The following is a 21,062-nucleotide window of genomic DNA, read 5'->3' as shown; positions in this document are numbered from 1 at the left end:
GGCGGTCTCTTGCGTTGCATCACGATGCGTGCGCGACTTTATTAATCCTCCAAGCGCCCCGGTCAGCTTGCAAGATCGATAGCCTGATCCAGGTCCTGGCGGCTTACCGGCTCACGACCTAGCCGAGGTTCCTTGCGGCCTAGTGGTCTTCGAAGTTTTCACAGTCGGAAAAATGCACTCGCATCACAAATGCATCACCATACCGCGCCTCGAGAAGGTCCTCGTCCTGCCAATTATCGGATCGCGGCATCGCGCCGGAAATCCTCATTTCCTGGCCCTGCGACGCCTCTTTTAAAGGCAGTTCAAGCCGAACGGCGATCTTTACGATCGCGGCTGGTCGTCTTTCTCTTCTTCCGGTTCATCCTCACCATGCGGCAGCGTTGCTTGCTCCAGCTCCGCGTCCAACGCCTTGGCCTTTGCCTCGATCGTCTCCTGCGCGGTGTCGTAGCGTTCGTCGAAACTCGGTTCGCTCTCACACGCGCCGAGCGCGAGCGCCGCCATGATCACCGCGCCGCGCATCAGTAATTCCTGCGATAGCGGACATTGACGTTCGTCGCGCCCGATCCGCCCGCTTGGCTCAGGATCGAGAGGAAGGGCGTAAGGCTGACTTCCAGCTGCGTGGCGGTGAAGCCGCGGGCATCGGTGATGAATTCGATATATACATCGTCCGAAATATACTGGCCCGCAGCCAGCGCCGTTCCGCGTCCGCTGGTCTCGTCCGCGCCGAGAATGCGCAGGCGGTCGATGCCCGTGGCCGAGCGCAGCTTGCCGAGCGGATTGAGCCCTCCGCCACTACCCCTGAGCGAATTAAGCGACGCGGCGAGCTGAACCGCCTGGATTGCAGACAGATTGCCGACCGAACTGCCGAACAGGATGCGCGAGACGATCTCGTCCTGCGGCAGGCCAGGCGTGCTGGAGAAGGCGATCTGCGGATTATAGGCCCGGCCGGTGACATTCACATTCACCGTCACCCCCTCAATATCGTCGGTCGCGGCCAGTCGGATGACGGGATCGATCGTGGTGCCGCCGGTGAAGTCCACGCGTCCGTTCGTCAGTTCGAACGATCGTCCCGCAAAGCCGAGCGTACCGCGAACGAGCTCGACATCGCCCGAGATTCGCGGCGCCGTGCTCGTACCGCCAAGGCGGAGATCCGCGCTCCATTCGGATTCGAGACCCATCCCCGAAACATAGAGACGCTCCGGGGCCCTTAACGCGATGTCGAGCCGCAACTGGTCGAACAGGCCCGGCTGCGGCTGCGATGGCTCGTCCCCGGTAATGCGCTGCGGCCCGCGGGGCGGCTTGAAGCGCACGCCGGTCAGCTCGGGCACCTCGGCGGCGCCCTGACGGATGATCTCGTACCGGGTTTCGGGCAGAAGGATTTCGCCGCTGACCACTGCGGTCTGACGCGCCGCCTTGGTGAGGCGGATATTGCCGGTGGCGGTCGTCGAAAGAGCGTCGCTGCGCGCCAGGCGGGCATCGTCCATCGTGATCTCGACATTCATCGGATAACCGCTGTCCGAGGCGAGACTGACGAAGCCGTTGGCGCTGACCGTTCCGTCGCCCGCCTTTGCGGTCAGGCGCTCGATCTCGAACCGGTCACCAGAGAAGCGTCCGGCGATGGCCATGTTGGAAAGGCGCGTGCCGTAGGTCTGATTTTCATAGGTCAGGCTGTTGGCGCGGATGATCCCGGACAGCTCGGGGCTCTGCACCCGGCCACCGAAATCAGCCGCCACGCCGATCGGGCCGGACAGGCGCTGGTCCGGCTGTCCGGCGAAGGAGAACAGCGTGTCAGCCGGGCCGTTATAGCGAATCCCTCCGCCCAGCGGCGCGGCCAGGAGCCGCGTCGTCCAGGTGCCCGCACCGGGCGGCAGGGGATTGAGCGAGGCCACCATCCGCCCGATGACGCTTCCCCGCCGCCGCATAACCGCGCGCGCTTCGCCTCCATCGGCGAGCAGCTTGCCGACGAAATTGATATCGATCGGCTGGCTGACAGAGACTGCGGTGGTGCGGCTGAAATTCGCGATTTGGAGGCGAGCATCGGCGCGCGGGAAGGCCGTGCTTGTCGCCTGGGCGAAATCGAGACTGCCGGTGGCGCGGCCGTTGATACCCAAGCCGGGGACGAACGCTTCCACGATCGACAGGTCGAGCGAGTCGAGACGGCTTTGTATCGCGATCCCTTCGCCGTACTTCCCGGCCAGACGGATATTGCCCCGCCCGAAATCGATGCGCGTCGGCAATAGCTCGTATTCGTTCGCGCCGGGGACGATCCGCGCTGGGCTGGTGGTGGCGAAATCGATGCCACGCACCCGGCCCTTCACCTGCGCGCGCCAGAGTTCGGGTGTCAGGTCGGCATTGGCGGCAACGCGGAACGGAACCCCGCTGACGCCTTCGGCCAGCACGCGCGCATTGCCCCGCCCGTCGCGGTAATCGATCTTGGCACGCGCCGCATTCAGATTGAGGCTGCCGATCGACGTCTGCGCCAATTGCGCGTCCGCAACGACGTAAGGCTGGTCGTAAAGCACCACCCGCGCATCGACGATTGCCGATCCGATCGAGAGGTTGGCTGGCCCCGGCAAGACCGTGTCTTGCGCCCGCAGATTGATCAGCGCCTGCTGATACTGTCCCTCGGCATCGAGGCGCACCACGCCCGCAAGGCCCTGCCCCTTTGCATCGAGCCGCCCGGCGAAGGGCCCTGCACGCGTCTGCCGCAGCGAGCCTGCGAAATCGATCCCCGCCAGATTGGCGCTGTTGATATCGAGCGTCAGCACGTCGCCCGTGCCGAGCACGACGTCCGCAGTGAGCGCCCCGTAATCCGTGTCCGCGGTCGCATCGAGACGATAGCCGTTTCTGGCTCCGGTGATATTGGCCCGCAGATTGGCGAGGCCGATGCCGAGATCGGGCCGCTCCGCCGTGACGATCGCCTGCGGATCGGTGAGCGTGCCCGCCACGCGCACGCCGACGCGGCCATAGGCGTCGGTCACGCCGTCCGCCTGCAAGGCCAGGCGTCCGTCGGGCGCGTAGAAACCGCTGCCGCCGGTGATCCGCGCCGCCGGGGCGCGCAGGGTCAGGTTGCGGAACCGGGTTATCCCGTCCGAGCCATAGCGAATGTCGGCCCCCGCGACGGCATTGCCGCCGAGGAAATCCCGCACGCCTTCGTTGAAGAGGCTCGTCGAACGGACGCGCACCCGGCCCGCCAGCGCGAATCCATCGCCTTCGGTCTGCAAGTCGACATCGGTTTCGATGTTGAAGATGCCGACGCTCTCGATCCGGTAATTGTCGATCCGCCCGTCGATCGCGCCGGTGTAGAGACCGGTCGAGGTATCGGCGAGCAGGATCAGTCCGGCATCGATGCGGTCCGAGCGGATGCGCATATTGTCGGAGAGGATGCGCGGGCCTTCGATGGCGAGATCGCCGGCCAAACGCACATTGCGAAGCTGCCCGCCGGCCACCGTATCGAGACCGGTGATGCGTGCAACGCGGGCTTCGATGGGGATCATGATGCGGTCCGCATCCACCGTCGCCGCGCCGCTGGCGGAAAGGTTCTCTAGCCCCATATCGTTCATGGCGAGGCGATTGGCGTTGACCTGATACTGAACGCGCGGCGTCGCAAATGCACCGTCCAGGGTCAGCAGCGCGCGCAGGCCGCTGCCGCTCAGATTCTCGGCCAGCGCGGACGGCTTCAGCAGCACGAAAGCGAGCTTCAGATCCTCGAAGCTGTTGTCTGACAGATCGACCAGGCCGTTGGTGTTAAGGCGGAACGCGTCGCTGTTCACATTGCCCGCCAGCGTCGCGCGGCGCTCTTCCAGCGCGGCGGTCATGTCGATATTGAGGATCGGTCCGAGCAGAGTGGCGGTCGGCCCTTCGAACAGGCGCGCCACCCGCGTCGGTCCGCTGACTTTGAACGTCCCGTCATTGCCGGAGACTTTAAGACGCGCGAATTCGCTGCCCGCGAGGTTCGCATCGACCCGTCCGGCCCAGCGGTCCCACGTGCCCTGCCCCGCGACCTGGACTGTCAGCGGTTCGGTAAGGCCCGCCAGCGCCGCGATCACGCCGTCGCCCGGCGCGTTTAGATCGAGCGAGACGTCGAAGCGATTGTCGTCGGGCACCGCATCCAGTTCGAGCGCGATCCGATCGCCGCCCGCGCGGTTTTCCCCCGCCAGCGTCGCGGCATAAAGCGTCACTTGCGCACGACCATCGGCGATATGCGCCTCGCCCGCGATCGAGGCGATCCGCCTCTCGCCGCTGACGGGCGCTTCGGCGACGAAATTCGCGATGCGGAACGTGCCTATATCGATATCGTAATTCGGCAGCAGCGGATCGTCGCTCGGCGGGGTTTCGGCAAATTCGGGCGTGCGCGCCAGCGTGACGCGCTCGGCGGTCAGAGCGCGGATATCGATGTGGCTGCGCAGGAATTTGAACGGGCGCCAGTCGACGCGCATTTCAGGCGAAGTCAGGAACACGCCCTTCGGGTCGGACACGGCGACATCGTGCAGGACCATCTCGCCATAGAGCGAGCCTTCGATGCGTCCGACATCGATCTCCATCCCGTTTTGGAATTCGAGCCCGGCGATCTGATCGGCGACGAAACGCTTGCCTGGCCCGGTATCGAGCCCGAGGATCAAGGCTCCCACCAGCAGGACGATGCCGCCCAGAACAATGGCGGTCCATTTGGCGATCGTGCGCCCGAGATGGTGCTCGCGGCGACCGGTCTCGCTCGACTCAACCGTCTCCTGCGTTTCGACGAATTCGGGTGCACCCTGGTCTTCGATGGGAGTATCGTCAGCCATCAGAACGCCTGCCCGATCGAGACATAGACCGCGAAGCTGCTCTCACCCTCGCGCCGGTCCAGCGGCATGGCGACGTCGAGGCGGAGCGGCCCGAAATTGGTGTAATAGCGCCCGCCGATACCCACGCCGTACCGAAGATTGCTGAAATCGGGCACGGTATCTTCGTAGACCTGACCGGCATCGAGGAACCCAACGACGCCGAAATTGCCGAAGCGATAGCGCACTTCCGCCGCCACTTCGTTCAGGCTGCGTCCGCCGAGCGGGCGGTAGATTGTATCGGCAACCTCGTCGGGTTTTTCCGGATCGAATTCGAAATTGGGATCGGGATAGACTGCGCGCGGGCCCAATTGCTGGAACCCGAATCCGCGCACCGACCCGCCGCCTCCGGCATAGAAGCGGCGCGAGGGAGCGAGATCGAAGCGCTCGATCCCCTGGATCGTCCCGACCCGGATACGACCCGCCAGCGTGATCGCATCGGTGGGGGAGAAATAGGCCGACCCGTCGAACCGGGCGCGGACATAGGGGCTGAACCCGTCCTGCAACGATCCCTCGGGTTCGATCAGCGCCGTTGCCCGGAACCCTTGGGTCGCGTTCAGCAGGCTGTCGGTCCGGTCGATCCCGACCTGGCCCGTCAGCCCGCCGATGAAGAAAGTCCGGCGCACCAGTTCGCGCGTCGTGAGATCGAAATCCTGTTCGTTCGTGGCGATGATCTGCGCGCCATAGGCGTAGGTGAACGGCTTTTGCCAGATGCTGGTCGAATCGTAGCTGACCAGCGCGGAGAGACGCCCCGTGAAGGCTTCGTAAGCCTCGTAATTGGCGCGCAGGGCCTCGACGCTCGCCTGGAAGGTGCGGTCGCGCCGTCCGGCATTGGACCGGCGGAAAATGCCGCTCGCCCCCTGTTCACGCGTGCCCAGCACCGCACTGGCGACCAACGCGCCTTCGGGCGGAAACAGGTTGCGATGGGTCCAGCTACCCTCGACGCGAAAGCCCTGACCGGTCCCGTAGCCCGCGCTCGCCGCCAGAGTGCGTGGCGGGCCCGCATCCTGTTCGACGAGGATGGTGGCGTATTCCGTGCCGTCACCCACCGCTTCGCCGCTTTGTTCGGGCACGACCGAAACGGTGTTGAACAGTCCCGTGGCGACCAGCGCCTGGCGCAGATCGTCGACCATCCGGCTGTCGTAAAGCTCGCCCCGCTCGAACCTCGCAAGGGTCTCGACATGATCGGCATCGAAGGCGAGATCGCCGGTCGTGCGGATCCCGCCGAAGCGCGAGCGCGGCCCGGTGGTGATCGGAAGCGTGTAGACCCCATCCTGCGTTTCCGGGTCGAGCAGGATGTCGCGCTGCCCGATCTGGGAGAAGGGATATCCGTTCTGAAGCAGTTCGACGGCGACGCGTGCCTCCGCGCCCTGCACGCGTGCCGCCACGATCGGCTCGCCCACCTCCAGCGCCAGATTTTCACGAATGAGGTTGGGCGGCTCCACCGGATCCGCGTCGATCACGATGTCGGCGAAAGTGTAGCGCGCGCCGGGCACGACATCGATCACGGCGGATAGCGGTTGCCCCGCCTCGCCCCGATCGATCCGCGTGGTCGCCTGCGCCGCGTACCAGCCTTCCGATGCGAGAATGCGCTGCATCAGCGCGCTGTCCTCGGTCAGCCGCGCCGCGACCTGGGCGACGTTCGCCGCCTCGCCATCGCCGTCTTCGAGCGCGGACAGACTGTCGAACATGCCGCGCAGGTCGACCTCCGCGGTCTCGTCGGCTTCCTCGAGCCCGTTTACGATCACGTTATAGGCCACTTCGACGACGTCCTCGTCGGACTCCGCCTCCGCATATTCGACCGGCGCGACCTCGAACTGGTCGAGCGGGGGGAGCGGCGCCGTCAGTTCCGCATCGCGAATGGGCGCGTCGCCGATCGCTTCGACCGGATCGCCATCCGCCAGCGCGGGATCGCCCAGCGGCGGTTCCTGCCCCTCGAGCGGATCGGCATCCGCCTGTTCGGCCGCGATCCGCCGTTCGAAATCGGCAATCGATTCGAGCGGCCCCTCCAGTTCGGTATCGTCGTCGAGTGCCGGAACCGCGCTTTCGAACTCCTCGTCGCCGATGACCGGCTCGATCTCGGGCAGATCTGCATCCGCTGGCGGAGCGGGCACAGACAGATCCGCATCGGGATTGGCGGGACTGCCATTCTGCTGCGCGGCCACCGGACCGGCCGCGAAGGCCGCCGCCAGTGCCAGAATGGAGGCCGCGCTTCCGATCATCGAGCTTCGCGCCCGGCCCCGCCCCGATTTCCGGCGGGCGGTGCGGTTGCCAACCCGCCCGGTTTCAAGGAAAAAGGAAGCTGAAGCGACCATAGAAAGCGACCCACGTGGACAATGAAGGACTTGCCGCACCTGCACCCCACGAAGGGATGACGCCTGATGGTGAGGAAATTCCCGCCCGAGAACCGGGGTCTTCCCCCAAAGACGCCCCCGGTGCAACCGCAAATAGCCCTTGGGCCATGCCATGGGCCGCGTGGAAAGAAATCCTGAAGCGGGTCTACACCATGTGGGGATTCCACAATCTTTCCCTGCTCGGCGCGGGCGTCGCCTTCTTTACCTTCCTCGCCCTCACCCCCCTGATTGCTGCGACCGTCATGGTCTATGGGCTGATCGGGAATGTCGACACGGTGCACCAGCAGATGCGATCGATCATCCAGGTCGTGCCCGCCGAAGCGGCTGCGGTGATCGAGGACCAGCTGCTCGGCGTCGTAACCGCCAATTCGGGCGTGACCGGCTTCGCGCTGATGGTCGCCCTGTTCTTCGCGATCTATGGCGGAATGCGTGCGGCGAACGGCCTGATCGGGGCGCTCAACATCATCAACGAGGAGCATGAGACGCGCGGCATCGTCGCGCTGACGCTCAGAGTGGCGGCGCTGACGCTGGCGGCGATCTTCGTGGCCCTGACCGGCATCCTCAGCGCAGGCCTGTTCGCCTGGTTGCAGACCCAGGCCGATGGCCTGATCGGGCCTGGGGCGGAGTGGGCGATCAAGATCCTGACCTGGACGGCCTCGATCGCGCTGGGAAGCGCAGGGTTCGCGCTCATCATGCGCTACGGTCCCGATCGCGCACCTGCTCGATGGAAATGGCTCGCCCCCGGCGCGCTTCTTGCGACCGTGCTTTGGATCGCGATCTCGTTCGGCTTCTCGCTCTATGTCGCTTACGTCAGCGACTACAACGCGACCTATGGCTCGCTCTCAGCGATCGTCGTCTTCCTCATGTGGCTCTTCCTGTCAGCTTACGGCGTTCTGGCAGGGGCATTGCTGAACGCCGAGATCGAGCGCCAGACCGATACCGACACGACGACGGGGCCGGAGCAGCCGATGGGCCTGCGCGGCGCCGTGCTCGCCGATGTCTCCGAAGGAGGAATGAGCTTGAGCCAGTGGATGGAGAAGGCGGAACGCCGCGCGGTGAAGCGGCATATGCGCAATGCGAAGGTCAAATCGCTGATCCGGCGGGAAAAGGCCGGTTCTTAAACTTAGACGCTATCCACCGCGCAAGGTGCGCACGCCGAAATCGCGTTCGAAGAGATAGAGGAGGATGCGCGCCGCCTCGCCTCGGCGACCCTCAAGTCCCCCGTCCCTTTCCATCAACAATCGCGCATCGTCATGCGCGGCGGGAAGCAGCCGCGTGATCTGCTCCAAATCGGCGATGCGGAACGCGGCATCGCCCGATTGGCGCGTGCCCAGCAATTCGCCGCCACCGCGCAGGCGCAGATCCTCTTCGGCGAGCTGGAACCCGTCCTGCGTATCGCGCATCAGCGCCAACCGCTCGCGCGCCGTCTCTGACAGAGTATCGCCGCGCAACAGGATGCAGATCGATTTCGCGCTGCCCCGCCCCACCCGTCCGCGTAGCTGGTGCAATTGCGCCAGGCCGAACCGCTCCGCCTGCTCGATCACCATCAGCGTGGCGTTGGGCACGTCGACACCGACTTCGATGACTGTCGTCGCGACCAGCAGCTTGGCATCGCCGCTGGCAAACCGCTCCATCGCCGCGTCCTTCAGTTCGGGCGCGAGCTGGCCGTGGACCATCACCACGTCCTCCCCGAACCGTTCGCGCAGCGCGGCATAGCGCGCTTCGGCGGCGGCGATCTCTTCCGGCCCGTCGCTTTCGCGCACCATCGGGCAGACCCAATAGGCCTGCCTGCCTTCCGCGATCTGCGCGGCAAGACGATCGACCAGCAGGCCGATCTTGTCCTGCCCCATGACGACCGTATCGATCGCCTGGCGACCGGGCGGCAGCTCGTCCAATTTGCTGACGTCCAACTCGCCATATTGCGCCAGGGTCAGCGTGCGCGGGATCGGCGTGGCCGTCATGGCGAGGACATGGGGCGCGCGCTTGCCCTTTCCCGCCAGCATCAGGCGCTGACCGACACCGAAACGATGCTGCTCGTCGATCACGACCATCGCCAGATTGCGGTAAGCGACCGTGTCCTGAAAAATCGCATGGGTGCCGACCACGATATCGATCGAGCCATCGAGCAGACCCATCAGGATACTCTCGCGCGCCCTTCCCTTGTCGCGCCCGGTGAACAGGACGACCTCCGCCCCCGTCGGCGCGGCCATGCGCCTCAGAGTCTCGTAATGCTGGCGCGCGAGCAGTTCGGTGGGGGCGAGCAGCGCGGCCTGCGCCCCGGCCTCGACAGCGATCAGCATGGCTTCGAGCGCCACCACCGTCTTGCCCGCGCCGACATCGCCCTGGAGCAGGCGCAGCATCGGGGCTTCCTGCGCCAGATCGCCTTCGATTTCCGCGATGGACCGCTTCTGCGCGCCCGTCAGCGGAAACGGCAGCGCGAGCTTGCCGCGATAGCTCCCATCGCCGATCAGTGGCTGACCCTTGCGGCGGCGATTGTCGGCGCGCACCAGCATGAGCGCGAGGCTGTTGGCGAGTAATTCGTCATAGGCGAGCCGGTCGCGCGCCTTCGCATCCTCGCCCTTATGGGCCGCCTTCAGCGCCTCGCGCCATTTCGGCCAATCTTCCCGCTCGACCTGGTTCGCGTCGTTCCATTCGGGCAATTCGGGCGCCCGCGCGAGCGCCTGTTCCACCAGCCCGGCGATTCTCGGCTGGGTCAGGCCCTCCGCCAAAGCATAAACCGGCTCGCACAGCCGTTGCAGCGTATCGCCGCCTTCCTCGAGAACATGGTCGGGATGGACGATCTGGAGCATGTCGCCATAGCGCTCCAGCTTCCCCGCCACCCACCGCACCTCGCCCACCGGCAATTGCTTCTTCGCGGTATAGGATGCCCGCCCGAAATAGGTCAGCGCGATCACATTGCCGATCGAATCCTGCGCCAGCACGCGATAGGGCGCGCGCGGATTGCGTCCGCCGCGATGTTCGGTGACGGTCAGCTTGAGGACGATCTGCTCGCCCTCGCCCGCCTCGTCGACTGTCTGGACCGCGCGCCGGGTCACGAAACGTTCGGGGAGGTGATAGGCGACATCGCGCACCCGCGTCAGGCCGAGGCGGTCGAGCGGCTTCTTCATCTTCGGGCCCACCCCGTCGAGCGTTTCGACTTCGGCGAACAGGGGGTTGAGGATGTCGGGGCGCATTGGGGATGCCTATAGCCGCTTGCGCGCCCAATGCGAGTGCCCTACCCGCGCTTCATGCCCGACCCGCTCACCTTCGAAGGCCGCCTCCAGCGCGCCCGTTTCCGCGCCTGGCATCGCGGCACGCGCGAGGCGGATTACATGTTCGGCGGCTTTTTCGATCGCTATCACCCGGAATGGGACGAGGCTGCGCTCGCCTGGTTCGAAGCCTTGCTCGAAGAAGACGATGTCGATGTCATGGCCTGGGCGCTCAAGACGCAGCCGGTTCCGCCAGCCTTCCTGGGCGAGCGGATGGAGGCCATGCAGCGTCTCGATTACGTCGCGATCTGATCCGGTCAAACTTCGCAAGACATCGCATCGTGAATAGAAAAGTGATCCTTCGCCTGTTGGCCGTGATGTTGGCGATCGCTGCGGCGATTACCTGCTATTACGCGCTGATCCCCGGAAACATGGGCGGAAGGGGCGGCGGAATCTGGCACGCGCTGGCCTTCGTCACGCTTGGCTTTCTGTCCCGCCTCGCCTTTTCGCGTAGGTCGGCGATCGTGCTTCTGATCGCTCTCGGCCTGTTCGGTGCCCTGATCGAGGTCGCCCAAGGCATGTTGGACCTGCAACGCGCCATGGAGTTCGAGGATTTGATCGTCGACATCGTCGCATCCGTGGTCGGGATCGCGATCGGGGCGATCGTTCTGGCCCTTTACCGCCGGTTGCGCGATCGCAACGGAACCGAAGATAGCGTCTAGCGCTCCACCTCTGACCATGCCCGACATCGCCCGCATCCTCAAAGCCGACACCCCGCTCACCCTGGCGCGCGTGGCGCGCGGGGCGCAGCCGCTCGTCCTCGCCGATCTCGCCCGCGCCTTAAAGGGCCGCGCGGTCTTCATCGTCCCCGACGATACCGCGATGAACGCCGTATCCGAAGCGGCACGCTATTTCGCACCCGAGCTGGAAGCGATCGAATTTCCGGCGTGGGATTCGCTTCCTTACGACCGGGCGAGCCCGGCGCTCTCGATCAGCGCGCGTCGCCTCGCCGCGCTGCATCGCCTTCAGGCGGGCAGACCGGGCGCGCAATTGCTGGTGACGACCGCCAACGCGGTTTTGCAGCGCGTCCTTACTCCCTTCCGCATCCGCGAGAGCGTGCGCGAATTCGCGCCGGGGATGGAGATCGGGCGCGACAGCCTGGCCGCCCTGCTTCAGCGCCAGGGCTATTCGCGCACCGACACGGTCATCGACAAGGGCGAATACGCCATTCGCGGCTCGATCGTGGATGTCTTCCCCAGCGGGATGGATGAGGCGTTAAGGCTCGATTTCTTCGGTGACGAGCTGGAAAGCCTGCGCAGTTTCGATCCCAATACCCAGCTGACGACAGGGCGGCTCGACCGGCATCTGCTCCTGCCCGCCAGCGAGGCGCTGCTGGACGAGGACAGCATCAAGCGCTTCCGCACCCGCTATCGCGAGCTGTTCGGCGCCAACGCCACGCAGGACCCGCTTTACGAAGCGGTCAGCGAAGGGCGGCGGCTTGCGGGGATGGAACACTGGCTGCCTCTGTTCGAGGATCGGCTGACGACTCTGTTCGATCATCTCGGCAAGGACGATTTGCTCGTAATCGACCAGGCCGCGCTCGCCGCGGCGGAAGAGCGGGCCAAGGATGTCGCCGACTATTACGAGCAGCGCAAGGCGGCGAGCGGGCAGGCGAAGGGCAGCTATCGTCCCCTGAAGCCCGACGCGCTCTATCTGACACAGGACGAGTTCGACACAGCGCTGGCGGATGCGCCCGCCCACCGCGCCACCGCCTTCGACGAGCCCGAAAGCGACACAGTTATCGATTTCGGCTTCCGTTCGGGCCGCGATTTTGCCCCGGAACGCGCGCGGGGCGACAATGTCTATCCCGTGCTGGCCGATCACCTCAAAGCCATCGCCAAGGCGGGCAAGCGACCGCTGATCGCCGCCTATTCCAAGGGCAGCCGGTCGCGCATCGTGTCGATCCTCGACGAGGCGGGGATCGCGGTGCAGACCGCGGAGAGCTGGCAGGAGGCGCTGGGGCAATCGTCGAAAGGCAAGCCTGCGGCGATGATCGTGCCGCTGGAAGCCAGCTTCGCCAATGACGAGATGGAGCTGCTGACCGAGCAGGACATACTCGGCGACAGGCTGGTGCGCCGCAAGAAGAAGCGCCGCGATGCCGACGCCTTCCTGGCGGAATTGCAGGCTCTGAGCGTGGGCGACCTCATTGTCCACACCGAACACGGGATCGGCAAATATCTCGGCCTCGAACCGATCGCGGTCGGCAAATCGAAGCATGACTGCGTCCAGCTCGAATATCGCGGCGGGGACAAGCTGTTCATCCCGGTCGAGAATATCGACGTCCTCAGCCGCTACGGATCGAGCGAGGAAGCGGTCCAGCTCGACAGGCTGGGCGGCGAAGCTTGGCAGAAGCGGCGCGCCCGCCTTAAGGAGCGCATCCAGGCCATCGCGGGCGAGCTGATGCAGGTCGCCGCCGCCCGCGCGCTCAGGAAAGCGCCGGTGCTGGAGGTCGAGGAAGGGTCGTACAACCAGTTCCTCGACCGCTTCCAGTACGAAGAAACCGACGATCAGGACCGCGCCATTGCCGATGTCCTGTCCGACCTCGAAAGCGGCAAGCCGATGGATCGCCTCGTCTGCGGCGATGTCGGCTTCGGCAAGACCGAGGTCGCGCTGCGCGCGGCCTTCGTCGCGGCGATGAACGGCCAGCAGGTCGCGGTGGTCGCACCCACCACCCTCCTCGCCCGCCAGCATTACGAGAATTTTTCCGCTCGCTTCGATGGTTTCCCCCTGAAGGTCGGGCGCCTCTCGCGTCTCGTCTCGGCGAAGGAGACCAAGGAAACGCGCGAGGGGCTGAAGAAGGGCGATATCGACATCGTCGTCGGCACGCACGCGATCCTGTCGAAGCAGACCGAATTCAAGGATCTTGGCCTCGTCATCGTGGACGAGGAACAGCGCTTTGGCGTCACGCATAAGGAGAAGCTGAAGCAGCTGCGCGCCGACGTGCATATGCTGACGCTGACCGCGACGCCGATCCCCCGCACCTTGCAGATGGCGATGACGGGCTTGCGCGAATTGTCGACCATCCAGACTCCGCCGGTCGATCGCCTGGCGGTGCGCACCTACGTGATGGAATGGGACGATATGGTGATGCGCGAGGCGCTGCTGCGCGAGCATCATCGCGGCGGGCAGAGCTTCATCGTGGTGCCGCGCATCTCAGACATGGAAGCGATTTCGGACTGGCTGCACGAGAACGTGCCCGAGGTGAAATACGTCGCCGCGCACGGACAGATGGGCGCGGGCGAGATCGAGGAGCGGATGAGCGCGTTCTACGAGCGTAAATACGACGTGCTCCTCGCCACCACCATCGTCGAAAGCGGGCTCGACCTGCCGAGCGCGAACACGATCATCATCCACCGCGCGGATATCTTCGGCTTGGCCCAGCTCTATCAGCTGCGTGGCCGTGTTGGGCGATCGAAGCTGCGTGCCTACGCTTATCTCACCTACGCCAAGGACACGCAATTGTCCGAAGTTGCGGAGAAGCGGCTTAAAGTGCTTGGCGATCTCGATTCGCTGGGCGCCGGATTCCAGCTCGCCAGCCACGATCTCGACATTCGCGGCGCGGGCAATCTCCTCGGCGACGAACAATCGGGCCATATCCGCGAAGTCGGCTTCGAACTCTACCAGTCCATGCTCGAGGACGCGATCCTGGCCGCCAAGGCGGGCGAAATGGGGCTGGAGGCGAAACCCGAAAAGGTCAGCCCGCAGATCACGGTCGATGCGCCGATCATGATCCCGGAGGATTACGTCCCCGACCTCGCCGTCCGCATGGCGCTCTATCGCCGCCTCAACGATGCCGAGAACAAGGGCGAGATCGAGGCGCTCGCCGCCGAGATGATCGACCGCTTCGGCGATCTGCCCAGCGCGACCGCCAATCTCGTCAAGCTGATCGAGATCAAGCATCAGGCCATCACCGCCAATATCGCCAAGATCGATGTCGGCGCGGCGGGCACGCTCGTCACCTTCCACAATGACGATTTCCCGGACGGTCCGGGCCTCATCGCCTATGTCGACCGCTTGAAGGGCACCGCCAAATTGCGTCCCGACATGAAGCTGGTCATCAGCCGCGCCTGGAACGATCCGCAGAGCCGCTTGAACGGGCTCTATCAGCTGACCAAGGGCCTGTCGGGCATCGCGAAGAAGGCGAAGAAGGCGGGCTGATCGCTGGCGGCGCCTGACGACCGAGCGACCGTCAGCCGCGCGCCAGCCTGACGAAGTCTTCCGCGCCCATCGGCTCCGCGCGCAGGAAGCCCTGGTAGGTTTCGACGCCTTCGCGCGCGATCAGGGCGAGTTGCTCGTCCTTCTCCACCCCTTCGGCCACCACGCGCAGATCGAGCGCTTTGGCCATGGCGACGATCGCGCGCAGGACTGCGAGGTCGCGCTTGTCGTCCAGCACGCCATCGATCATCGCGCGATCGAGCTTGAGGCAGTCCAGCGGCAGGACCTTGAGATAGCGGAAGTTGCAATAGCCCGCGCCGAAATCGTCGAGCGAGAGATTGATGCCGACCGCCTTCAGCTCGTCGAGAATCTCCCGCGTCCGGTCGAGATCGGCAAGGAGCACCTGTTCGGTTATCTCAAGCGTGACGTGATCGGGCTCCAGCGCGCTTGCTTCGACCAGAGCGATGAAATCGCGCGCGAAGCTGCCCGCAGCAAGATCGGCGGAGGTCACGTTGATCGACAGGCAAAGACCCTCGGGCCAATCGCGTGCCCCATCCAGCGCGCGGCGCGCGATGTGGCGGGACAATTGCGCGACGTGATCGGCGCGTTCGGCGATCGTGAAGAGCAGCCCTGCACCGATGCGCCCCAGGGTCGGATGCTGCCAGCGTGCCAGCGCCTCGGCCCCGACCAGGCGATTGTCGCCGACACGATATTGCGGCTGAAACAGCACCTCGATCTCGTCGCGATCGATCGCGGCCAGAAGATCGGCTTCCAATTGCTGGTTCGACAGGCCCTGCTGGTCGAGATCCTCGCTCGCCCAGGCGATCCGTTCGCCATTGCTGCTGCGCATCCGCACGGCCGTTTCCGCCAGCGTATCGAGTATCGAATCGGCGTCGTCGCCCGCGCGCGCCCTCATCAGCGCGAAGCGCGGCCAGAGTCGCAGGCTGTGGCTGGTGCAGGAATCGACGATCGGCATGGCGATCGCATCGGCGAGCGCTTCGGCCAGCCATTGCCAACGTTCGCGCGAGCAATCCTCCCGCGCCGCGAGGAGGAAGCTGTCGCCAGAAATGCGCGCTGCCAGCCAGACGCCGCTCTCCAGCTCGTCTTCGGCGAAATGACGGATGCGCTGGGCGATCTCTATCAGGACGCCGTCGCCCGTCGTCTCTCCATAGGCGACGTTCACCCGGTCGATACGGCCAATGGCGATCAGCATCGCGCGCATGGGAAAGGGCGGCCCCCCATCGGGCCAGTCCCGCTGCCAGCGCTGCATCGTCTGCCGCGCCTGGGCAAGGTCCGACAATCCGGTCAGGGAATCCTGACCGTTGGGAACGGTTCCGTCGCGACTGGAAGTGTCTGCCAAGCTTGCCATCGACGCTCCCTAATCTCTCCCCGGCTTCGATGTGGCACAAAAAGCGGTGCGTTGCCAAACGGGACAGGCCCCCATAGGTGTTGAACAAGGCCTTTCGCCGGGAAGAGGATAAAGATGGCCGAGTTCGAAAAGCTGGCCCTGATGGTATCCGACAGCGCGAAGGCGCAGGAGGTGGCGCAGGAATTTCAGTCGCTCACCGATTGGGTATCGCCGGAAGACGCGGACACCGTCGTCGTCGTGGGTGGCGATGGGTTCATGCTGCAAACCCTTCACGCCATGCTCGATCACGGCAATGTGAAGCCGGTTTACGGGGTCAATCTCGGCACGGTCGGTTTCCTTATGAACAGATATCGCGGCGCCGACAAAGTGCTGCAACGCCTGGAGAAAGCGCGCGGCCTCGCCGTGGCGCCGCTGTGCATGGAGGCGACCACGCAGGAAGGTCAGGTCCACACCTTCTGCGCCATCAACGAGGTCTCGCTGCTGCGCGAGACCCGCCAGACCGCGAAGATCGAGGTCACGGTCGACACCAAGGTCAGGATCAAGGAACTGGTGTGCGATGGCGTGCTCGTGTCGACGCCTGCGGGCTCGACCGCCTACAACCTCTCCGCCGACGGGCCAATCCTGCCGCTCGATTCGCAATTGCTGGCCCTGACGCCGATCAGCGCCTTCCGACCGCGCAGATGGCGCGGCGCCATCCTGCCCGACCGCAGCCAGATTCGTTTTCGCGTCCTCGAATCGGACAAGCGCCCGGTTTCTGTGGTGGCCGACCAGAAGGAGGTGCGCGATATCGCCGAAGTCTCGCTCGCCATTGCGCGCGAACGGGAACTGAAATTGCTGTTCGACCCCGGCCACACGCTCGACGAACGGATCGTTGCCGAACAATTCGTGGTCTGACTGCGTTTCAGAGGCGAAATTTCCCCAAACACCCGCTTGCCAAACCTTTCGAGCACCCATATAGGCGCACCCCTGCCGGATGGCTGCTCCCCGATAGCTCAGCGGTAGAGTAGGTGACTGTTAATCACTTGGTCGTTGGTTCGAATCCAACTCGGGGAGCCACTTTTCGCCAGCTGTCGTTTTAGTCAGACAGCGCTGGCGCCGCCGCATTGCGGATGCGGATTTTCTCTCAGATGTGATCGAGAACCAGTCGAACCCCGACGAAGAGGGTCAGTCCGGCCGTCATCCAGCGAATCCAGCGTTGCGGCAGGAATTTCACCACCAGATAGCTGCCGATCTGCCCCCCTATCGCGACCGCGACCAATAGCGGCAGGCCGAATCCGATCGCCGCTTCGAACCGTCCCTCCCCGCCCTTCAGTATCTGGCCGACCAGTCCGAAGAGCGAATTGACGAGGATGAACAGCGCCGCCGTCGCCGCGATGCTCTTCGCCTCGGCCCAGCGCACGAGGTGGAGCAGGGGCGCGAGGAAGATCCCTCCGCCAATGCCGACCAGCCCGGCCAGATAACCCAAGGGCGGCGCGGCGAATGGCGCGAACCTCGCGGCACTTGTCGCCCGCGCCTCACTCGATCGAGCGACTGGAATCAGCAGGGTCACGCCTGTCAGCACGAGGCTGGCGCCCAGCAGAAGCAGGAAATTGCGCTCGCCGATCGGGGTCAATCCGCCGATCAGTGCAGCAGGCGCGGCAAGCGCGGTCAGGAGCAAGGCGCGCCGCCACGGCAGGATACCCGCCCGCGAGAAGCGCACGGTGCTGCCTGCCACGACGACGATGTTGCAGGCGAGGCTCACGAGAGGAAGAACTCGGTAATCGAGCCCGCCCAGAGCCAGCAGCGCGCTATATGTCGATCCCCCGCCGAACCCGACCGAGGCGTAGAGAAGCGCGGTCGCGAAGAAGGCGAGGACGAGCCAGACCATCTAGGTGAGGGCCGCCACAGAACCGCCTGCGATCACGCGCGGGCGCCGATCGCGCCGTGGCAATGCTTGTATTTATTGCCCGACCCGCACGGGCACGGGGCGTTGCGGCTGATCTCCTTGCCCGCATAGGGGTTGTCCGAGACGCCACCCGGTCCGGCGGCGGCCTGCGGGCTGCCCGCAAGCGATCCGAACAGTGCCGCGCGGCGTTCCGATCCGTCGCCATCGTCGGAATTGTCGATGCCCGACAGCGGCTCGATATGGCCGGTGAGGAAATCGGGCAGTTCGGGCAGGCTCGCGGCCGGCATCGGTTCGGGCTCGCGCACGTCGAGCTTGATGAGCTTGGACGTGGTGTCCTCCCGCAGCGTGTCGAGCATATGTTCGAACAGGCTGAAGGCTTCCTGCTTGTATTCGTTGATCGGCTGTTTCTGCGCGTGCGCGCGCAGCCACACCACCTGACGCAGCGCGTCGAGCGTGGAGAGGTGTTCCTTCCAGTGATGGTCGAGCGATTGCAGAAGCAAGCTCTTTTCGACATTGCGCCACATCGTCGGATCGACACGCGCAATCTTGGCTTCCATCTTCCCGTCGGCAGCCTGTTGCAGCCGTTCCTCGATGATCTCGGGCTCGACCGCATCCTCTTCCAGCCAGGCGTCGATCGGGGGCGTCAGGCCGAGCACTTCCTCGACCCGCTCCTTCAGGCGCGCGACGTCCCACTGCTCGGGATAGGATCCCGGCGGGCAGGCTTCGCCGACGATATTGTTGATCGTGTCATGCCGCATGTCGATCACGACATCGTCCACCGCCTCGCTGTCCATGATCTCGGCGCGCTGCTCGTAGATGACCTTGCGCTGGTCGTTCATCACGTCGTCGTATTGGACGACCTGCTTGCGCATCTCGTAATTGCGCGCCTCGACCTTTTTCTGGGCGGTTTCGATGGCCTTCGAAAGCCATTTCGACCCGATCGCCTCGCCATCCTCCAGATTGCTGTTCATCATGCGCGAGAACAGCGTGTCGGGTCCGAAAATGCGCAACAGGTCGTCTTCGAGGCAGAGGTAGAAGCGCGACAGACCGGGATCGCCCTGGCGACCCGAACGACCGCGCAACTGGTTGTCGATCCGGCGGGATTCGTGGCGTTCGGTGCCGAGCACGAACAGACCGCCAGCATCCTTCACGCGCTGCTTCTCCTCCGCGATCTCCTGCTTGATGCGGGCGATGGCAGCGTCGCGCTCGGGGCCTTCGGGCATGTCGGCCAGCTCGTCCTCGGTGCGGAATTCGAGATTGCCGCCCAGCTGGATGTCGGTGCCGCGACCGGCCATGTTGGTCGCGATGGTGACTGCGCCGATGCGGCCCGCCTGCGCCACGATATGCGCCTCGCGCTCGTGCTGGCGTGCGTTGAGGACCTCGTGCTTGACGCCTTCCTTTTCGAGGAACTGGCTCAGGAGCTCCGACTTCTCGATCGAGACCGTGCCGACCAGGACCGGCTGGCCCAGCTCGTTCTTCTCCTTGATCGCCTTCGCGATGGCCGCGAACTTGTCCATCGTGTTCTTGTAGAACTGGTCGTCCTCGTCGATCCGCGCGACCTCGCGGTGGGTCGGGATTTCGGCGACGTTCAATTTGTAGATGTCCCAGAACTCGCTCGCCTCGGTGGCGGCGGTGCCGGTCATGCCGGACAGCTTGGGATACATGCGGAAATAGTTCTGGAAGGTGATCGAGGCGAGCGTCTGGTTCTCCGGCTCGATCTTGACGCCTTCCTTGGCCTCGACCGCCTGGTGCAGCCCGTTCGACCAGCGGCGCCCGTCCATCATGCGGCCGGTGAACTCGTCGATGATCACGATCTTGTCGTCCTTGACGATGTAGTCGGTATCCTTCTTGAACATGATGTTCGCGCGCAGGGCCTGGTCGAGGTGGTGGACGACCTGCGTGTTCTCGACATCGTAGAGGTTCTCGGTTTCGAGCAGGCCCGCTTCGGCCAGCTTCGCCTCGATCGCGTCGGTCCCTTCCTCGGTCCAGCTGATGTTCTTGGTCTTCTCGTCCGCCTCGTACCATTCGGGATCGAGATCCTTCACGATCGCGTCCACCGAGATATAGAGTTCGCTCTTGTCCTCGGTCGGGCCGGAGATGATCAGCGGGGTGCGCGCTTCGTCGATCAGGATCGAATCGACCTCGTCGACGATCGCGTAATTGAAGGGACGATGCACCATCTGGTTGCGATCGTGCTTCATGTTGTCGCGCAGGTAATCGAAGCCGAACTCGTTGTTCGTGCCGTAGGTGATGTCCGAATTATACGCATCGCGGCGCTCGAACTCGTTCAAGTTCGGCACGATCACGCCGACCGTCAGCCCGAGGAAGCGGTGCAGCTGGCCCATCCATTCCGCGTCACGCCGAGCCAGATAGTCGTTCACGGTGACGACGTGGACGCCCTTGCCCTCGATCGCGTTGAGATAGGTCGCGAGCGTGGCGACCAGCGTCTTGCCCTCGCCCGTACGCATTTCGGCGATCTCGCCGCGATGAAGCACGATCCCGCCGACCATCTGCACGTCGAAATGCCGCATCCCGAGCACACGGACGGATGCTTCGCGCACGGTGGCGAACGCTTCGGGCAGGATGTCGTCGAGCGTCTTGCCGTTTTCCAGCTGCTCGCGGAACTTGTCGGTCTGGGCTTGCAGCTCTTCATCGGAAAGAGCCTGAATTTGCTCCTCCAACGCGTTGATCTGATTGACGATCTTGTCCATCGACTTGACGTAACGATCGTTGGACGAGCCGAAGAGCGACTTGGTAAGGGCTTTGAGCATGGTGGGTCTCGGGGTATCGGAATAAAGGAGATGCCCGCGCGCCCTTTCGGGCCGCGAGCCTTACTGCGGAACGGAAACTGGCGCAGGCGCGCTATTCGTGCGCGCGGTCGGGACCGAGCTGGATCGTCGGCACGTAGACGGTAACCGTCTCCGGTGCGCGGCAGGGCGTGATCCGCTCCCCACGCAGGCGCTGCTTGCGCTGCTTTTCGACGCAGGCGCTTTCGGCACTGCGCGCCGGATCGTCGGCCTTGCGCTGATCCTCGAACTGCGCTTCGAGCGCGCTGATGATCGTCGCATGCGCAGGCGCATTCGCGGCGGCAAGGCCGGTCAGAATGGCGAAACAGGCGAGCAGGCGACGAAGCATGGAGCCTCCCAAATAGAAACTGCCGCGGCCCTCGTCCACCCCCGAAGCGCGTTTACCTCGCGGCGCAAACTT

The 21,062-nt window shown here is 64.7% G+C and carries 13 protein-coding genes and 1 tRNA gene; 6 read left to right on the top strand and 8 right to left on the bottom strand.

Translation table 11 applies throughout. The features are described from left to right. Positions 1-321 precede the first annotated feature (321 nt). From GRI47_RS14770 to GRI47_RS03980, 3 genes are read right to left on the bottom strand one after another with little or no spacing between them, the layout of a single operon-like run. A complete protein-coding gene (locus GRI47_RS14770) occupies positions 322-519 on the bottom strand; it encodes a hypothetical protein (protein ID WP_202387172.1) in 198 nt (65 codons plus the stop codon). Continuing rightward, positions 519-4,787, bottom strand: coding sequence for a translocation/assembly module TamB domain-containing protein (locus tag GRI47_RS03985; RefSeq protein ID WP_160660056.1), 4,269 nt, complete (start codon positions 4,785-4,787; stop codon positions 519-521). Before GRI47_RS03985 ends, GRI47_RS14770 begins: the two co-directional genes overlap by 1 nt. Further along, positions 4,787-7,045, bottom strand: coding sequence for an autotransporter assembly complex protein TamA (locus GRI47_RS03980; RefSeq protein ID WP_160660055.1), 2,259 nt, complete (start codon positions 7,043-7,045; stop codon positions 4,787-4,789). The genes GRI47_RS03985 and GRI47_RS03980 overlap by 1 nt, the downstream gene beginning before the upstream one ends. Positions 7,046-7,284: 239 nt before the next feature. Between GRI47_RS03980 and GRI47_RS03975 the strand changes: the two genes are divergently transcribed. Then, positions 7,285-8,298 carry a YihY/virulence factor BrkB family protein gene (locus GRI47_RS03975; RefSeq protein ID WP_237452613.1) on the top strand — a complete coding sequence of 338 codons (1,014 nt, stop codon included), beginning with the start codon at positions 7,285-7,287 and terminating at the stop codon, positions 8,296-8,298. Between the two features lie 9 nt (positions 8,299-8,307). Here the strand turns inward: GRI47_RS03975 and recG are convergent, their stop codons facing one another. Next, complete coding sequence (gene recG, locus GRI47_RS03970) at positions 8,308-10,371, bottom strand: ATP-dependent DNA helicase RecG (protein WP_160660054.1); 2,064 nt, start codon at positions 10,369-10,371, stop codon at positions 8,308-8,310. Between the two features lie 54 nt (positions 10,372-10,425). On the opposite strand from recG, the gene GRI47_RS03965 reads away from it, so the two are divergent. The 3 genes from GRI47_RS03965 to mfd are packed head-to-tail and all read left to right on the top strand — an operon-like array spanning position 10,426 to position 14,604. Then, complete coding sequence (locus tag GRI47_RS03965) at positions 10,426-10,698, top strand: FAD assembly factor SdhE (protein ID WP_160660053.1); 273 nt, start codon at positions 10,426-10,428, stop codon at positions 10,696-10,698. Positions 10,699-10,727: 29 nt separating this feature from the next. Further along, a complete protein-coding gene (locus GRI47_RS03960; RefSeq protein ID WP_160660052.1) occupies positions 10,728-11,108 on the top strand; it encodes a VanZ family protein in 381 nt (126 codons plus the stop codon). Positions 11,109-11,124: 16 nt separating this feature from the next. Next, positions 11,125-14,604: a transcription-repair coupling factor gene (gene mfd / locus GRI47_RS03955; RefSeq protein ID WP_160660051.1), complete on the top strand. Its 3,480-nt coding sequence runs from the start codon at positions 11,125-11,127 to the stop codon at positions 14,602-14,604. A gap of 31 nt (positions 14,605-14,635) precedes the next feature. On the opposite strand, the gene GRI47_RS03950 is transcribed toward mfd, so the two are convergent. Then, entirely contained in the window at positions 14,636-15,970 is a 1,335-nt protein-coding gene (locus GRI47_RS03950; protein WP_160660050.1) for a bifunctional diguanylate cyclase/phosphodiesterase, read from the bottom strand. A gap of 114 nt (positions 15,971-16,084) precedes the next feature. On the opposite strand from GRI47_RS03950, the gene GRI47_RS03945 reads away from it, so the two are divergent. Both GRI47_RS03945 and GRI47_RS03940 read left to right on the top strand, forming a co-directional pair. After that, entirely contained in the window at positions 16,085-16,864 is a 780-nt protein-coding gene (locus GRI47_RS03945; RefSeq protein WP_160660049.1) for an NAD kinase, read from the top strand. An 87-nt stretch (positions 16,865-16,951) separates the two neighbouring features. After that, positions 16,952-17,026, top strand: a tRNA-Asn gene (locus tag GRI47_RS03940). A gap of 67 nt (positions 17,027-17,093) precedes the next feature. Here GRI47_RS03940 and GRI47_RS03935 read toward each other — a convergent pair. From GRI47_RS03935 to GRI47_RS03925, 3 genes are all read right to left on the bottom strand, one after another. Further along, the gene (locus GRI47_RS03935; protein WP_160660048.1) at positions 17,094-17,837 is read right to left on the bottom strand and encodes a sulfite exporter TauE/SafE family protein; all 744 of its coding nucleotides are present in this window, start codon (positions 17,835-17,837) and stop codon (positions 17,094-17,096) included. A gap of 32 nt (positions 17,838-17,869) precedes the next feature. Then, positions 17,870-20,626 (bottom strand): preprotein translocase subunit SecA, encoded by a 2,757-nt coding sequence (gene secA, locus GRI47_RS03930; protein WP_160660047.1) that lies wholly within the window; start codon positions 20,624-20,626, stop codon positions 17,870-17,872. Between the two features lie 91 nt (positions 20,627-20,717). Continuing rightward, the gene (locus GRI47_RS03925; protein ID WP_160660046.1) at positions 20,718-20,990 is read right to left on the bottom strand and encodes a hypothetical protein; all 273 of its coding nucleotides are present in this window, start codon (positions 20,988-20,990) and stop codon (positions 20,718-20,720) included. Between the last annotated feature and the right edge of the window lie 72 nt (positions 20,991-21,062).

The sequence above is a fragment of the Qipengyuania pelagi genome (assembly GCF_009827295.1).
GTDB classification, from domain to species: Bacteria; Pseudomonadota; Alphaproteobacteria; order Sphingomonadales; family Sphingomonadaceae; genus Qipengyuania; species Qipengyuania pelagi.
This window is presented reverse-complemented; position numbering and strand designations above follow the sequence as displayed.

Coding starts and splice junctions, on each gene's coding strand:
- GRI47_RS03945 (WP_160660049.1), top strand. CDS start 16,085: ATGGCCGAGTTCGAAAAGCTGGCCCTGATGGTATCCGACAGCGCGAAG.
- GRI47_RS03975 (WP_237452613.1), top strand. CDS start 7,285: ATGCCATGGGCCGCGTGGAAAGAAATCCTGAAGCGGGTCTACACCATG.
- GRI47_RS03950 (WP_160660050.1), bottom strand. CDS start 15,970: ATGGCAAGCTTGGCAGACACTTCCAGTCGCGACGGAACCGTTCCCAAC.
- GRI47_RS03980 (WP_160660055.1), bottom strand. CDS start 7,045: ATGATCGGAAGCGCGGCCTCCATTCTGGCACTGGCGGCGGCCTTCGCG.
- GRI47_RS14770 (WP_202387172.1), bottom strand. CDS start 519: ATGCGCGGCGCGGTGATCATGGCGGCGCTCGCGCTCGGCGCGTGTGAG.
- GRI47_RS03965 (WP_160660053.1), top strand. CDS start 10,426: ATGCCCGACCCGCTCACCTTCGAAGGCCGCCTCCAGCGCGCCCGTTTC.
- mfd (WP_160660051.1), top strand. CDS start 11,125: ATGCCCGACATCGCCCGCATCCTCAAAGCCGACACCCCGCTCACCCTG.
- GRI47_RS03935 (WP_160660048.1), bottom strand. CDS start 17,837: ATGGTCTGGCTCGTCCTCGCCTTCTTCGCGACCGCGCTTCTCTACGCC.
- GRI47_RS03985 (WP_160660056.1), bottom strand. CDS start 4,787: ATGGCTGACGATACTCCCATCGAAGACCAGGGTGCACCCGAATTCGTC.
- GRI47_RS03925 (WP_160660046.1), bottom strand. CDS start 20,990: ATGCTTCGTCGCCTGCTCGCCTGTTTCGCCATTCTGACCGGCCTTGCC.
- secA (WP_160660047.1), bottom strand. CDS start 20,626: ATGCTCAAAGCCCTTACCAAGTCGCTCTTCGGCTCGTCCAACGATCGT.
- recG (WP_160660054.1), bottom strand. CDS start 10,371: ATGCGCCCCGACATCCTCAACCCCCTGTTCGCCGAAGTCGAAACGCTC.